This is a genomic window from Escherichia sp. 94.0001 (assembly GCF_013369155.2).
GTDB lineage: Bacteria > Pseudomonadota > Gammaproteobacteria > Enterobacterales > Enterobacteriaceae > Escherichia > Escherichia coli_F.
On the sequence record NZ_JABWMS020000013.1, the window covers coordinates 75,875 to 91,037 of the forward strand.

Annotated in this window: 20 protein-coding genes; 14 read left to right on the top strand and 6 right to left on the bottom strand. The window is 47.7% G+C overall.

Features of this window, described 5'->3' with window-relative positions; genetic code table 11:
- The first annotated feature begins 50 nt into the window (after nt 1-50).
- Both HEN33_RS09355 and HEN33_RS09360 read left to right on the top strand, forming a co-directional pair.
- The gene (locus tag HEN33_RS09355; protein WP_001459505.1) at nt 51-545 is read left to right on the top strand and encodes a hypothetical protein; all 495 of its coding nucleotides are present in this window, start codon (nt 51-53) and stop codon (nt 543-545) included.
- Complete coding sequence (locus HEN33_RS09360) at nt 545-811, top strand: hypothetical protein (RefSeq protein WP_000955263.1); 267 nt, start codon at nt 545-547, stop codon at nt 809-811. Before HEN33_RS09355 ends, HEN33_RS09360 begins: the two co-directional genes overlap by 1 nt.
- 476 nt (nt 812-1,287) lie before the next feature.
- Here the strand turns inward: HEN33_RS09360 and HEN33_RS09365 are convergent, their stop codons facing one another.
- From HEN33_RS09365 to repA, 6 genes are all read right to left on the bottom strand, one after another.
- Nucleotides 1,288-1,761: a hypothetical protein gene (locus HEN33_RS09365; RefSeq protein ID WP_001334658.1), complete on the bottom strand. Its 474-nt coding sequence runs from the start codon at nt 1,759-1,761 to the stop codon at nt 1,288-1,290.
- Nucleotides 1,762-1,877: 116 nt separating this feature from the next.
- Nucleotides 1,878-2,726 carry a 3'-5' exonuclease gene (locus HEN33_RS09370; protein WP_001057991.1) on the bottom strand — a complete coding sequence of 283 codons (849 nt, stop codon included), beginning with the start codon at nt 2,724-2,726 and terminating at the stop codon, nt 1,878-1,880.
- Nucleotides 2,727-2,765: 39 nt separating this feature from the next.
- The gene (gene yacB / locus HEN33_RS09375; protein WP_244442846.1) at nt 2,766-3,044 is read right to left on the bottom strand and encodes a type II toxin-antitoxin system toxin YacB; all 279 of its coding nucleotides are present in this window, start codon (nt 3,042-3,044) and stop codon (nt 2,766-2,768) included.
- On the bottom strand, nt 3,044-3,313 hold the full coding sequence (yacA, locus tag HEN33_RS09380) for a type II toxin-antitoxin system antitoxin YacA (RefSeq protein WP_000079941.1): 270 nt from the start codon (nt 3,311-3,313) through the stop codon (nt 3,044-3,046). Before yacA ends, yacB begins: the two co-directional genes overlap by 1 nt.
- Nucleotides 3,314-3,367: 54 nt before the next feature.
- Nucleotides 3,368-3,526 (bottom strand): hypothetical protein, encoded by a 159-nt coding sequence (locus HEN33_RS09385; protein ID WP_000841008.1) that lies wholly within the window; start codon nt 3,524-3,526, stop codon nt 3,368-3,370.
- A gap of 695 nt (nt 3,527-4,221) precedes the next feature.
- Complete coding sequence (gene repA / locus HEN33_RS09390) at nt 4,222-5,253, bottom strand: plasmid replication initiator RepA (protein ID WP_000907873.1); 1,032 nt, start codon at nt 5,251-5,253, stop codon at nt 4,222-4,224.
- A 972-nt stretch (nt 5,254-6,225) separates the two neighbouring features.
- On the opposite strand from repA, the gene HEN33_RS27085 reads away from it, so the two are divergent.
- The 12 genes from HEN33_RS27085 to pilO2 form a co-directional block, all read left to right on the top strand.
- On the top strand, nt 6,226-6,489 hold the full coding sequence (locus tag HEN33_RS27085; protein WP_001324596.1) for an ash family protein: 264 nt from the start codon (nt 6,226-6,228) through the stop codon (nt 6,487-6,489).
- Nucleotides 6,407-6,694, top strand: coding sequence for a helix-turn-helix transcriptional regulator (locus HEN33_RS09400; RefSeq protein ID WP_000074849.1), 288 nt, complete (start codon nt 6,407-6,409; stop codon nt 6,692-6,694). Before HEN33_RS27085 ends, HEN33_RS09400 begins: the two co-directional genes overlap by 83 nt.
- Before the next feature lie 441 nt (nt 6,695-7,135).
- Nucleotides 7,136-7,669, top strand: coding sequence for a transcription termination/antitermination NusG family protein (locus tag HEN33_RS09405; protein ID WP_001303319.1), 534 nt, complete (start codon nt 7,136-7,138; stop codon nt 7,667-7,669).
- A gap of 253 nt (nt 7,670-7,922) precedes the next feature.
- Nucleotides 7,923-8,606, top strand: coding sequence for a conjugal transfer protein TraC (locus HEN33_RS09410; protein WP_000213857.1), 684 nt, complete (start codon nt 7,923-7,925; stop codon nt 8,604-8,606).
- A gap of 13 nt (nt 8,607-8,619) precedes the next feature.
- Nucleotides 8,620-9,186: a protein TraD gene (traD, locus tag HEN33_RS09415; protein WP_000776428.1), complete on the top strand. Its 567-nt coding sequence runs from the start codon at nt 8,620-8,622 to the stop codon at nt 9,184-9,186.
- Nucleotides 9,187-9,453: 267 nt separating this feature from the next.
- On the top strand, nt 9,454-9,708 hold the full coding sequence (locus HEN33_RS09420; RefSeq protein ID WP_001136192.1) for a PilI type IV pilus biogenesis protein: 255 nt from the start codon (nt 9,454-9,456) through the stop codon (nt 9,706-9,708).
- A gap of 42 nt (nt 9,709-9,750) precedes the next feature.
- Nucleotides 9,751-10,203 (top strand): hypothetical protein, encoded by a 453-nt coding sequence (locus HEN33_RS09425; protein WP_000008892.1) that lies wholly within the window; start codon nt 9,751-9,753, stop codon nt 10,201-10,203.
- A gap of 49 nt (nt 10,204-10,252) precedes the next feature.
- Nucleotides 10,253-10,843, top strand: coding sequence for a hypothetical protein (locus HEN33_RS26950; RefSeq protein WP_001334619.1), 591 nt, complete (start codon nt 10,253-10,255; stop codon nt 10,841-10,843).
- A gap of 33 nt (nt 10,844-10,876) precedes the next feature.
- Nucleotides 10,877-11,944, top strand: a complete 1,068-nt coding sequence (gene pilL / locus HEN33_RS09430) for a type IV pilus biogenesis lipoprotein PilL (RefSeq protein ID WP_000742600.1) — start codon at nt 10,877-10,879, stop codon at nt 11,942-11,944.
- Nucleotides 11,944-12,381, top strand: a complete 438-nt coding sequence (gene pilM, locus HEN33_RS09435; RefSeq protein ID WP_000539807.1) for a type IV pilus biogenesis protein PilM — start codon at nt 11,944-11,946, stop codon at nt 12,379-12,381. Before pilL ends, pilM begins: the two co-directional genes overlap by 1 nt.
- A 13-nt stretch (nt 12,382-12,394) precedes the next feature.
- Complete coding sequence (gene pilN / locus HEN33_RS09440) at nt 12,395-14,077, top strand: PilN family type IVB pilus formation outer membrane protein (protein ID WP_000748143.1); 1,683 nt, start codon at nt 12,395-12,397, stop codon at nt 14,075-14,077.
- A partial coding sequence (gene pilO2, locus HEN33_RS09445) for a type 4b pilus protein PilO2 (RefSeq protein WP_183083425.1) occupies nt 14,070-15,163 on the top strand: 1,094 nt, incomplete at its 3' end. The genes pilN and pilO2, both read left to right, overlap by 8 nt.

The following is a 15,163-nucleotide window of genomic DNA, read 5'->3' on the forward strand; positions in this document are numbered from 1 at the left end:
CCTGATAACAGGTGGACATTACGTATCAGAAAAAATGGGAAGAGAATGTTATGTGTGATTCAGAAGCGGAGAAGATTTTATTCATCCTGAATAAACATGAACGGGCATACAGACGCCTGATCCCCGTATATATTTTTTTAGCTATAGTATTATGGATTTTACCTATTCTCCTGATTGTATACCTGTATTTCTGTATAGTTGACAATGAGTTTCTCAGAATCGGTTTCTGTATTGCATGGACAGCATACTACTTTCTTTCGCTTTTCAAGTATTTTGTAAAATACTTCTTTCCTCTCGATCGTGAAGATTTGCTTAACCTGATGGATCTCGCCAAAGATTCTCCTGATGCGAAACAGGAGCTTCTTGAGCGTCTTTTGTCCGGAAAAAGAATGACCGGGCGGGATGAAATGGATATCAAGCGCATTCTAAAAACAAAGGAAGCACTTGATAACATCAGGAATTTTATTGATAAACAGCAGTTAACGAATAGTGATACTCCGAAGAAAAGCACGGTCCCAAATGAAGATAAAAAAGGCATAAGATGATGCTCACAGGAAATGGAATAAACACTGTAACTGTCAATGGAAAAGTGAAACACATCACAGAACTGGATGATATAACACTTTGTTTAGAGTGGACAAAACTACGAGAGGAAAACAATCGTCTTTATGAAATTAATAACCAGGCAAACAGAGGATGGCGTGGTTTCATCCTAAGATTGATAGGGGTTAACCTGCCAGATAAAAGGACTGAGTTTACACAACGTCTCTTATTGACGCGCAAAATTTCGGGTTCGGTCATGAAAAAGTAACAAAACCGCGCAACAGACATAAATATGACAGTAGCCATGAAAAAGCAGAGAGAGACAGGGTGATACAGAAAAGTAACTATTTTTTAGCTATAGTATTATTGGTTTTACCTATTTTTGTGATTTTATTTCTGTATATTTGACAATGAGTCTCTCAGAATCGGTTTCTCGAAGTGACGAGCGATCAGAATGGAGACAAATAAATTCGGGAAACGAACCTTCACGGTAAGTTTTGTCACATTTATCATCCCTAAACATGAGAATTATCACCAAAACTAACCACCCAACCAACAGCAGCGCCGGGAGCAGCATTATAAAATCATGTACAGAGTTGCGTGACGACATGATAAGTTCTCATTCTCAATATGTTCTTTACCAGATTATACCAGTGATACTTTAACGCACCATCATTAATGCTAATGTATGCATACATTAACATTAATGATGAAGGAGAAGAACAACAATGGCAGTCAACCCACTTATTTTTTGGATTTCTTAATTTTCGTCTGATAAAGCCGCTTTACCCGTTCAATTTCTGCCAGCGTTGCGGACCAGTGTAGTTCGGCGGCATGACGATATCTGGCAGCCATTTTTTCCACCATCTCCGGATTGCTGTCCGCGCTGCGGTGCTGACGCCCCTTCTCCCCAAAAACTTCAACAACCAGCCACTGGCTTCCGGTTCTGCCGAACAATGCCTTGCACAAACGTCTCACAGTTAGCGGGGTTAAATCTGGATCGGGATCGTAGGCAATGGTAGCAAAAATAAAGCGCAGCATTTCTGATGTCTTGTAACGCTTTACGCTGGCAGCCAGGCGTGAGGCACGTTGCGGTGCTTCCCAGCGGTCGTTACTGTAATTAGCCACTTCAGCCAGATAATCCTTTTCAAGTTTTTCAGCCGTGTAGCACCTGCCGCCTAAAAAAAGCCGCATGGCCTCCCTGGTTTTGTCTCTCACATATCATCCCTCATTAATGCTAATGTACACATACATTAGCATTAACATGCTGACAGCAACAAGCGGCGGATTTACGTCTGGATAACGTAAATGATTGCGGTATACAGGCCAGGCGGTCAGATTTTCAGCCGTGCCTGTTCCTGCAGCAGTTCCAGATGATATGCAGCAATAGCGTTTACCACCCCTGCCGTCATCCGTGCGTCGGCGATCGCTGAGTGTGCCTGCCCTTCCCAGGTCAGTCCGGCCTGACTGGCAGCACAGGCCAGTGAAATCGTGCCATAGCGGTTGGTGGCCCCATAATATCCTGCAGCCAGCTCCATCGCACAATATACCGTCAGTTCTTCCAGCCAGTCAGCCGGATCGCTATGTGCGGCAGCAGTCTGTTTCAGAATGCGGATGTCGAACCGGGCATTAAAGATAATTACTGGTCGGTCCCCGATTGCATGACGCAGTTGCCGCGCCACATCTGTCCATGATGGTGCGCCGCAGAGAGCCTGCTCGCTGATACCATGCACAGCGGCGGCCTGCGCCCCGATGGCGACCGTGGGCTTCAGCCTGGTTTCAAATACCACCTGACCGGCCGCATCGGTCAGGCCGATTTCCAGGGCTTCCGCGGTATTATCCAGTCCTGTCGTTTCAGTATCCAGAAAGAGCGGTGCCAGACTCAGCCAGTCATATGCCTGCCGTGCCATCCGGCCACTGGTGCTGTTAAGTCTGGATAAAACGGAAAGTCGCTGGCCAGCCAGCTGTTGTTTACTCGTCAGAGGGCATTTCTCACGCATCGGAACACAGTCTGCAATTCGGTATACAGCGAACCTGCCACCATAAGTGTTTTTATACCACTTAACCGGCTCAGCACCGGGGGCTGGTTTCATTCTGAATTCATCGCGCAAACGTCCTTTCGAGAAACACCTGTCTTCGGCAATCGCCTGCGCACGTCTGGTGGCCAGCTCATCATTATTCATGGTTATTGCATCTCCTTTCCTTATATCCGGACAGCCCCTCTATGGCCACTTCTGTGCAGTATGCAACACGCGCAGGATATACACTTTTCCCCACTGGCTGTCGACCTCATAAACCAGAACAAAATGCGGGTGAATAACCAGTTCCCGGGTACCTTCCACACGACCGTTGCGGCCTTTATACGGCTGCCCGGCCAGGCTGCTGGCTGAATAACCAATCCGTTCGTCCAGTTCAATGGCGGCCATCAGGTTCTGCTCCGCAATGTACTTACGAATGCGCTTCCTGTCCTGGCTGGCCAGCATGGTCCAGAATATCTCCATCATTTACCGGCAACCTTCCTGCTCATTTCATCCCGCCATGCAGCAGCGGAAGATTCGACCATGTCATGGGGAAGCACATCGCCGCGCTCGAGTTGCTGACGTCCTGCCTCAACCTGGTCACGGAACCAGGTATTATGCTGCCGTTCAACGGTCTGGCGCATAAAATCCCGAATTAACTGAGAGCCATTACGGTCCATGCTTTTTGCAGCGGCCATAAAAGCATCCTTCAGTTCAGCGTCGATTCTTAAACTCATATTAACCTGTGCCATTTATCACCTCGTCATTACTACGTATATACACAGTATATAACGATTCAGATATCGTCACCAGGATATGCCGCGCCAGCGGCATGGAAGGCGGCACGCTGTGGTTACATGTGATACCGGAGTAAAACCGCCGAAGCCCGGCGTCAGCCGGTACTGATTGATAGATTTCACCTTACCCATCCCCAGCCCTGCTAAGCCATACCCGCTTTCAGCCATGAGAGAGTTTCTGTGCGCGGTCGGAGTGGTCCCGACGAGGGTTTACCCGAAGTCGGGGCGTATCTCCGCGTTAGCGGGCCGTCAGGGCCGCTTACGAGCGTGTACTGAGAACATCCAGCCAGAAGACTGACAGCGATGATAATGTAGTTACAACATTCATAATTAAAAGCGATGTTGTTCCCGCCCTTTGGGCGGGGGCGGCCTCGCTTTTCAGTTATGAGGGGTGGGCACGGTGCTGCGTTTGTGTGGTGTTTTTATTCCTGATGTCTTTTTGTTGTGGTTTCAGAACGGTGAGGTTCGGGGCCCGCGCGTCAGCGTGGGAGGTGCTTTTAGATTCTGAGCGGCGCGGCCTTGGCCGCTGCAAGCGAAGGCCTCTTTGTATTTGTTCACAGTGGTCTCAGAGATAAAGATTTTCCCTGCGGCGAAGCAACGCAGGGGATTAAATAATGGGGTTAAGACTATATTGCAGGTTTGCTGTTTCAGGTTTGCAGCTTCTTAAAGTTCTTTGTTTGCGGATTTATGTGGATAACTGAAACAACGTGGCCATGTTCTGATGACTGATGCGTGGTTTTATGGGCAGATATGCCCCTCTGAGGGGATTTAAGGTGATTACTGCGGATTTTGGGCTGAGCGGAACCAGCGCCGAAAGCCCCGGAGGGGCTGGTGATGATTCAGTGCTGAGGGAATGGTGCTGTCTAGTGCGGTGGCGGGGCAGCCAGCGTCAGTTCAAGCTGACGCAACTCCCTGATGGCCATTCGCTTCAGATGGTCATCGGAACAAAAATAGGCTTCATCCGGAGGCAGACGCTTCCTGAGATACTCTGCCATCTCATGAATCTGCTGGTCGGCAGGCAGTTTCTTCAGGCGTCTGGCGCGCTTACTGGCTGCTGCTTTCGCACGACGGTGTTTCAGCGCATCCTGACTGCGCTGCAGATACCAGCGTTTTCTGGCCGCATGTACGGAGATATCTTCATCCTCACGCAGAACACCTTCCCGAATGAGCTGCTGGCGGATTTCACTTTCACGCAGTCGTTTCTGCTGCTGTTCGTGAAGTTTTACCATGTCGACGCCCAGCATCTGCCAGCCTGCCGGTGTTATCCAGACGTAACGTGGCAGACGCTGGCGGGTTTCACGGTCCCACAGGGTTTCCTCTGAAACACCCAGCACACCAAAACGTACCTGTTCGGCCAGCAAACGGGAAAGGCGGGAGACCGTCACTTCCAGTTCCGGAATAACCTTCCCCTTGCTGTCTTTCGGGCTGATTTCTCTGGCCAGACGGGAAACACTCATGCCTACGGTATGTGTGCCCGCATCACTGAAGCTGACCAGAACCGGCCAGACGGCATCGAGGAGGCGTTGTTTTTCCGGACGGAAAGCATATTTGCGACCGGCATACGTTCGTTTCTGCACGTAAAAAGGATGCAGAGACATGTGCATGCGCAGGCTCTGCTCGCCGGTCACCGGGTCCTTTTTCACCAGACGGTTGTAGGCGTGCCCGAGCTGCCCGCTCAGCGCCTTATAGCGCTCAGGACGATACCAGGACGGATTTTCGCATTTGGGTTTGGTGGAGTGCTCACCACGACGACGCTTCGTGCGCTTCCTTTCCGGTTCAACCAGGAAAGTGGTCGCCCTTCCCGCTTCATAGTCTTCCCAGAAACGGATCTGCTCTTCGGGTGCTAACTGACTCCAGTGTACTGCGTTATATGGAGTATTCTTCAGACCTGCCACAAGCTGTCGCTTATGGCGGAGCGATTGTGCCGTGTATTTATACACTGCACAGGGTTGAATCTCTGGTACGGTTTCATTATACTTTACCCGTATTCTGTGAGGCCCCCACTATCTTTCGTCGTTCCGCCAAGTTCGTAAGAAAGATAGTGGGGGTTTTCCTTTTATGGCTTCCGGAACATCTTCAGTCTTCTGACTTACTGCCCGTACATGCCATCTCTCCTGAATGCCTTATGGCGCATTCTGCCGTCCGGCTTTCGCCGCTTTGCTCCACAGAGTGCCACCCTCTGCACAGCTAATAACAGCCGAAATATACCCGCTTTACGTTAATTTGAAAAGCATTACAACGATCTCTTCTCTTCCAGTGCCTCCTCACTGATACCTCTAATAAGTTAATCTTGACCTGCGTCAAAAAAATAAAATCTATTTTTAAAAGCAGATTTTTCTGCTTTAGATCTTTCTTTTGGATTAAAAGATCGACTTTTGTCCTACTCACGATCATTTATCTTACAACCGATCTACCCAACAGAATAATATTCTGTTTTAATGCAATTAAACGATCTAAATAACCTTTAAAAAATCATTTTGTAGATCATTCGATCGTAAATAGAATGATTCTTAGATGATAAAACCATTTGTTACACAACCCGCCAATTGTGTAACAACAGCCTCTACAAGAGCATATTTGTTCATATGTTCGTCAGAACTGCGGATTGTCTGGACGAGGGTCAGACACCGTTTCGTGCATATGGACCAGCATGTTCGAACGCCACAAAGCAGAAGCATCATGCCTGGATCGCTTCGGCGCGGAGCGTTAAGTTTTGACGCTTTTTTGTATGTTTTTTAAGCTGTTAGTTGACTCGGTGCGTTATACTAAGTACCCTTTACTGGTCACAGGCAAAACTGTGATCGGGCGTAGGAACCCGCGTAGTCATCGTCGGCGCAGAAGTTAATTTCTTCATTTGGCGTCGTTTTTTGCCATACCATAAAGACAGGAACTTGTATTTCTTGTCGTCATCTATGGTAGCTCAGGCGGGGCAGGCATTAGCCTGGCCGGTTTCCGATGACGCCGGTATTCCTACCCCCGTCTGGGCTATCACCAATGAGCGTAGGAACTCGGTGATAGCGTTTTTAGTTGTCATCGGAGACCTTTGCTATGTCACCTCAACTGATACAGAAACTCCCGGCCATCACTCTGTTGGAAGGCATGTTTCCCGAGCTATCAACAAACCAGCTTAAAGTCTGCGTTTTTTACGCAATGGGTGTTCCTTACGACGCCATTGCTCAGAACTGTCGGCTTTCTCCCGAAACGGTACGAACCTACCTGAAGCGAAGCCTGAAGAATTTAAATCTGGAAGGATATGATGCACTTCGCTCTGCTGTGCTGATGCGAACTTTCGTTTTCATGATTAGCAATACAGCTAAAGAAAACGAAAAAATGTGAACAGGTGTCCCCATTAAAGGGGACACTTTCATGGAAATTGCATTTTGCACTTTACAGGCGATCCCAAATTGATAAACATAAACACCAAGCACAAGTTACTTTAATAAAGCAAATCACTTCAGACGGTGTCCCAGTTATTTGTATCTGGCTCATGCCCGATATATGGCGACCTTACTCTGAACTGACGTGCTGATGTTTTATTTCGCGTATCACAATACTGTGCCACTGTATTGCTGATATTAGTGCTTAGCCGTTCTTTATCTGTGAGTTCGCCAAATCACCGATACAGAACGTACTAGAGTCTGCTGGTTATATGCCTGTCAGAACTGCAGTTTATCCAGATATGGGCTGGACACTGCTTCAGACATATGATTTAGCATATTCGCCTGACATCGCAAAATCGTCCATCATGGATCGGTTTTGCGCGGAGCGTTGAACTTCGTGAATATAGAACACCTGAATAACCGGAACTGGTATCTTGCGCAATATAATACAGCCGGCAAAAACAGAGAATCTTTATTCTCATGGCTGAATGAGCAAAACGTCGTACCATGGACTCCATTAATAACAAGAAAGATAAGACGGGCAGACTCCAGGTGCTGTTACCGTGAAAGAATATTCGCTATTTTTCCAGGGTACTTTTTTATTCTGGCTAATTTTGACATTCACCCAGTATCAGCATTACGTCGACATAGCGCCTTCATTGATTTCGTGAAGTTTGGCGGTGAAATAAAACCCGTCAATAAAGATATTGTTGATGGATTAATGAAGATTTACCCGGACCCTGTGCTAAATCCGGGAGCCAGGGAAGAGCTGAATGCGGCTTCCAGCATATGGCTGACAAAAGCACAATATCAGTATCTCCTCAGAATGGAAAATACTCTCCAGCCTGAGTCGAGGATATCCCTGCTCCTGGAACTGGTATCAAATGCCGAACATCACGGCTTTATGGAGCGCCTTGTAAACATCCCATAGCCAGTATTTCCCGGCCTTCGGGCCGGGCTTTTTTCAATTCAAGAGAATATTCCGGAGTGAAGCCTGCACGAAGCCATCCCCACCATGGACTCCCCCTGTCTTTTGATGGAACCGTGTATTTCTTAATGGCGAAAGAAATAAAAGGCTTCACCCCAGAGTATTGATTCGTTTTATCAAAGGCCGGCCCGTGCCATCACGTGTGGCGGAGAGAACGGATACCGGTCTTCTTTTCATCTCACAGTAGGACATTCGCATGACCACGACAGAACATCCCGTGCGCCAGTTGCTCTGGTGTGCACTGAATGCCCTGAAAACGGCACAGGAAAACCACAATATAACCAGTGAAACCGGATTACGGCATTACCTGCTTGAATGGCTTTCTGGTGCCAGCAGACATCCTGAGTTCCGTAGTCTCCCTGGCGAAATCATGGCGTTAAAAGCATTGACCGAAAAAGATCGCAATATTCCCATCATCGGAACGCTGAATACGCTCTTTCTCAGCTCTGCCACTGTCGGGGAATGTCCGTTGTTTCGTTTTCGGGCTGCACTGGGTAAATTACAGAAAGCAGGCTGGCGCACATATGTCTGCCCATGGCCTGAGAGGGTGTTCAATGAATCCATTGAACGGGCCTGTTCCGGGAAACGTCATCTGCTACAACTAAGTCGCACCGAAGAGTGTTTTCTACCGACAGGCGATATGAGGGCACCAGTTACGTTGCAGCTGATCACTCCACTACACCGCAAAACTATGCAGCTTCTGGAAGCGGCAGAGTTAATATTCTCCGACGAAGGATTTCAGGTGGTGAGAGGATACGAACATCAATTCGGGATCGAACGCAGAGAAACCCTCTTTCACACCTTATTTATCGGGCTGCCCAGCCTGCCAGAAGATGTCTGGGGTGCAACACAGGAGCAGACGACTATCACATTACACTGAGGAAGAGCAATACATGAAACTCCAATATCGTATTCCATTAGCTATATATAGCGTCTGGTGCATTATAGCGATTTTGCTCTGCAAGGATGGCTTGTACCAGATGAACATATGGACGCTAGTAGAGATATTGGGGATGATAGCTCTCCCGCTGTTAGTCCGTCCGTTTTTCATTCTGCTTAGAATAATATTTAGGAAAAATAGTTTTAAAACCAAAGACATGTCTGACAATCACACAGTATGTGTTTTCCTGAGCGCACTCGCAGATACTTCCTCAAAGAAGGCGATAAAAAAACACTTCAAGCAATTACTCGAAAAGCTGCCCCCCTTATTACGCCAGAAGAAACGTATCTACATGAAATCCCATCTTCTGACTGAAGCCAGGACACAAAAGCTGATTTGCTCTCTGCGCCGAAAAGGGCTGGATGTAACAGCGGAACGAAGGGAATCCGCCATGAATAGCGTCATGTTCCGCATCCTCATCGTCAGCAGAATCTTATCTCAGTGGAAAGTGCCTCACATAAATCCCCGCTGTGGTATTGTCATTCTGACCCTGAAAAACGATTCTGGAAACAGGGAATAACAGTTATAAGAGCACCACGATTTCCGACAGGAAAACATACATGAAAATCAACGTAGATGACCCTGGCAAAAAGAGCTTCGCTCTCATTACGCCTCACGTGCGTTAATTCCCGACACACCCCGTGACCCGTCTTCGCAGCCTGTACCACCCTTTCTGCCGTTCCCGGGATTCTTTCTGTCACTACTCGCTTGTGCCGTTTTTTCGCAACCGGTACGTGCAGTTACGACGGTACAGCTGCTTCTTTTCCCGTTCCGAAAGGAGTCTTTGATGCCACAGCAACATCCCGGACGACTACAGGTACTGGTCGTCGACACGCACTGCAAACGCAAGCTGTTTTCAACGAAAACACAGACAGATCCCGATGAGCTTGCCCGACGCTTCTGCACGCCGGATAACTGCCTTGTGGTGGTACTATGCAACAACCGATTTCTGTTCCGCCTGGAACGTGCACCCGGTAGCCACTGCCGCTGGCGCAAGGGTAGCCGCTCCCGCCATCAGCACCTGCAGGACTGGCTGTCGTAAAAACAACAAAAACAAAAGACCTCGTCAAAACAGGAGGGGACCATGTCGTTTTTATTTAAATTAACCATCGCGATTTTGATTGTCTTTGCAATCCTTTTTCCGATTTTAATTTCATCAGATAACAAACTGTCCGCACTTTTTTGGAAGATACCAAAAGATTTCTGGGTTTTCCTGATTATCATGTACGGGGCAATCATCACGGTGGTGTTCATAGAAAGCAGTGAACAGGCACGCATCCGCCGCCAACAATATTTGCAACAGTACAAAATGCCAAATGAGATACATGAAAATGTGGTGATAGAAAACAGTATTATTTCAAGAGAAACAACAGATGACGAATCTGACATTAACACCCTGTACCTTGATTCATTTAAAAGTAAAAACAACTGCAAATCTTTTGAAACCAATTCAAATTTACTGGATAAAAATGGTAAGCCTGTGGAAATAATGGTGTGTGATGTTCAGGAACTGCATTTTTTCGTTCCAAAGAATTAAACAGTTAATCCCCCTTACTCTGTTATCTTAGTCGCCGGCATCAACTAACATGAAAAATAATAACGTACCATTATATCTATGGTTACTTTGGTGTACGTTTTGCCTGTACATCACTACCCCGTGGCAATACTTCCGTTATCTATACACTGACCACATATCACTATCTTATATATTATATTTCTGTATAGTGGTTATTATCTGCTTTTCCCCACTACTTTTCAGATGCGTGCTTCTTATCGTAAGGTCTGTATCTAAATACAACTTCACATTCTTTGCGAAAAAAAATGGCAGTAAAGAATCAAGCATACATCTTAGCCCCTATGCCGATACACGTTGCCCGGAGTCAATGAGGAAACACTGGGATGTGTTACTTTCTCTGATATCAAAAGCAATTAATAATGATGAAACCATTGTTATGCATTCACATCTCTTTACTCCTGCAAGAATAAATAAACTTATAAAGAGACTGGAATCTTATGGTTTGAATTTCTCTGTTATTACATGCCCACGGAAAACAAGTCTGTATGAAAGATTATCAATTCCTTTTGTATATCTCTTATTTCAGTGGTCTCTCCCGCATTTGCATTCGGACGGAATGACAGTCGTCATTCGTCCTCTCCAGCCGCCTCACACCAATTAACAAACACGTATATACGAACACGGAGTCTCCGTTATGAAAAAAAACTATCTGACACTTATACTGCCGTCATTATTGTCCGGCTGTGCCGGAATTTCCGGCAGCAATAACGTGGCACCATCAGATACGCCTGCTCTGGTTTTTGTTGACGGACAAATCAGTGAGAGTGCTGGCGTTCTGGCACTTACGCAACAACGTCTTTCTCCACCTAAAATAACTCCCCCCCCGAGAGTCAGCGTGCCAGAGACAGTAAAAACAGCACATCCAGTCAGCGAATCCCGACCGTTACCTTCACCAACAATAAGTCAGAATTTCTCCCGGTTAATCATTACAGGCAAGCCTGGTAGCGCCCCTGTAACACTATCGCCGACGGCCCGTAACCGGACCGTCAGTCAGTGGATAAAAACATTACTACCGGAAGGATGGAAATTCAGACAAGAGAATGCAGCCACGCCCAAGCTGAATACCAAACTGGTTTCATGGTCTGCCAATGATCAGTGGACCCGTTCTCTGAATCGGTTGCTGGAAGAACAACACCTATGGGGCCATCTGGACTGGGATAATAAAACGTTGACCGTCACAACATCAGCTGCTGCACCGGCACAGGACACGGCAACCACTATCTCGCCAGCAGCCATGGTAACCACATCCACTTCCCCTGAATCTCCAACAACAGCAAATAGCCAGAACAAACCACGAAATCCATTCAGAGGAAACAGCGTATCTTCGTCAACCCCCGCCGCCACCCCGACTCCAACCGGCTCCACAGTCAAGTCTATCCCGCTCATGACCGGAACGCCTGTTAAACCGGTATCTCAGGGTAAAGAGTGGCGTGCGCCGGCAGGCACCACATTAAGAGAGAACATTATCAAGTGGGCAGAAGAAACAAAATGCGAAAGCATGGCATCAACGCACTGGATGGTCATATGGCCACTTTCTGTAACCGATTACCGTCTGGATGCGCCTTTAATGTTCCGGGGATCATTTGAATCAGCCATGGAGCAGGTATTTGAGTTATATCGGACTGCGCAAAAACCTTTATACGCACAGGCTTCTCGCATGCAGTGCATCATTACAGTTTCTGATACAAGGGATGGTCGCTAATGGGATGGCTGGTCATGGCCGTCGGCCTGACCATTCTGATTATCACTGGTAGCTACCAGAATCAGAAGATGTCTGAAACCACAAACGCCCAGCAATATGCAAGTGCGTCTGTATGGGCAAGTCAGATACTGATGATTGCTAACAGAATCAATGATATCAGATACGTATCAGGCCAGCAGGACGGAGTAATTTCCTCAGATAAACTGGCTCTCCCTGTCACTCCGGACTCCCGAATTAAACATCAGTTACAACAGGGGCGTCTGTGGGTATGGATGCCTGAACAACCAGGTCTTGTTGAAACTTTGCGTTCAAAAAGTCGTGGTTCTGCACTAATAGGGATCTTCCAAAACGGGCAACTCACCTGGCTATCAGGAACTGCAACCGGTCTGACACCCCCGGCAGGCATTACTGCTGGTTCTGTCGTCTACGTTAACTAATCTGGATATATTCATGAAAAAATCACACCAGCGTTCAATGAAGCTGGCGGTGCTCCCCTGCATGATCGCCGTCGCTCTTTCCATCTCCGGATGTACTTTCAGCGAAATCAACAAAATGCAGAAAAAAGCACAGGAAGACTCAGCACATGCACGGGAAAAGGTATCAGCCCTTTCGGCCCGTAAATCGCAGGCTCTTACCTGGCTCGATAATCAATGGATAAACCCTGTTCCGGTCGCTCAGGTATCAAGAGAGAAAAAACAAACAGCTCCGGCCTGCTACATCACGCAGGCAAGAAAAGGAGAGATCACTCTGCAGGAACTGGGGCAACGTATTACTGCCGTATGCGGCATCCCTGTGATCATCACGCCTGACGCAGCCAATTCAACTCTTGAAGGAGGCGCTACCCGCCAGATGACAGGAACACTACCAGCACCAGATGAAAATGGGCGTCTACCGTTAAGCAGCCTGGGCAGCACAACAATGACTACCTCCACTCAGCCATTAACGCTGAATAACCTCATGTGGCAGGGAGATATCAATGGTCTTCTGGATCTGATGGCCAGCCGGAGTGGTCTGTACTGGCGCATGGATAATGGTCGGATTGTATTCTATCTGACTGAAACCAGAACGTATCCACTTCATATGCTGAACACCAAAACCAGCAGCAGTTCCAGTGTCAGCTCTGGCTCAACAAGCACAATGGGGGCAACAGGAGGCCAGGATAACTCAGCATCCGGTGATGCAACGTCCTCTCAGAGCACAACCGTTGGTCAGGAATACGATCTGTATGAAGACATCCGGAAAACTATTGAAGCAATGCTGACACCAGAAAAAGGCCGTTACTGGTTATCTGCATCGAGCTCAACGCTGACTGTCACTGATACTCCAGCTGTCCAGGAAGCCGTCGCACGATATGTGGACGAACAAAACAGTATTATGAACCGCCAGGTAGCCCTGAACGTACAGGTTCTGAGCGTCAGCAATACCAGAAACGAACAGTTCGGTCTGGACTGGAACCTTGTTTATAAATCGCTACATTCCGCCGGAGCAACGTTGAACAATGCAAGCGGAGATTTTACAGGCGCTACATCTGCAGGCGTATCAATTCTGGATACGGCAACAGGGAATGCCGCCAAATTCAGCGGTTCCAGTCTTCTGATTAAAGCGCTGAGTGAACAGGGCGATGTCAGTGTTGTGACTTCACAAGAAAGCACTGTCACAAACCTGACGCCGGTACCTATCCAGATGGCAGATCAGACGGTTTACGTCGCCCAGTCAGCAACAACAACGACTACGGATGTAGGAGCAACAACAACATTAACGCCGGGCATGATCACCACCGGATTCAATATGACCCTGCTGCCTTTAATTCAGAAAACGGGCAATCTCCAGTTGCAGATGAATTTTAATCTGTCAGATCCCCCAACAATCCGTAGCTTTACGTCAAAAGACGGAAACAGTTACATCGAAATGCCGTATACCAAACTGCGTTCACTGAGCCAGAAGGTCAATCTGAAAGAAGGGCAATCACTTGTCGTTACTGGTTTCGATCAGAACAATACGACGACAAGTAAAGCCGGTACGTTTACGCCAGCAAATCCATTATTTGGTGGTTCACAAACCGGGAAAAATGAACGCAGCACGCTTGTAATCATCATTACCCCGACTTTCCCGTCAGGAGGCAACAATGGCTGATGAAGATATCAACCCGGTTGTACTTCTCGCAGATCCTAAAGTAAATCATCGCGTGTGGGCAGCCTGTCTTAAATGGAGTCCTGTCGTAAAAAAACAGCGAGTCCCTTCTCATCAGAAACACAAGCCCCATGTAAAATCCAGACGGCTTACCTCTCTGAAAGTGACTGTAGGCAGCAGAAGTTCCCGTGGGAAGATCAGCCGCATTACCGGCACAGGAATACTGGCCAGGCCGGAGCGCAATCATTATTTTTCCCTTGCTCTGGCTTTCTGCTCATGGGTGAGAAATGGATACGGCGTCTTCCGGTACAGCGATAAGGAGCTTTTATTCCTTGCCTCCATTAATGGCCAGCCTGCCGTTATGGCTGATCTGTCAGGAAATGATGCTGATGTTGCTCAAAAGGTCAGTCTTTTTCTGACGATGAACGAAGAGCCCCCCGAAAAATGGCAGGTCGTATCTCCTCTGGAACATCCTGATAACTGGGAAAGTATTATTACCCGGTTATCATCAGCAGATCTCCGCCGTTGCAAACTTACTGTCGGCAATCGCAGCAAATTCACACTGCCTGCCGTACTTTTTTTAGTAGCAGCCAGCGCAGGCACTGTATTCTGGATGACTCAGCCAGAGCCGGATGTCGTACCGACGCCCGAGGAGATAGCTGCACGGGCAAGATTGCAGTTTAAAAAGCCCGATCCACCGCCAGAACTCCCGCATCCATGGGCATCACAACCTGTAATCAGTGATTTTCTGAAAGCCTGCGCGGACCTTCGAAAACCATCACCGGTCGCGCTAGAAGGCTGGAAACTTACCGGTGGAACATGTACTCCCGAGACATTCACACTGATTTACGAACGACAGCCAGGAGGAACTATTGAAGGCTTTCTGGCAAGAAGCAAAGAAATCTTTAATGTTATTCCTGACTTTAACCTTAAAGATGGTGCACGCCTGGCTTCTGTAACCCGGCCACTGCCTTCCCTGCCCCGCAGGGATGAGGCAGTCCCTACCCCCTCAGAACAACTGATGCGGGTGTTCAGTAAGCGTGCAGCAAGAACCGTATTGACGGGGATGTGTTATTCAGTCGGCAGTGC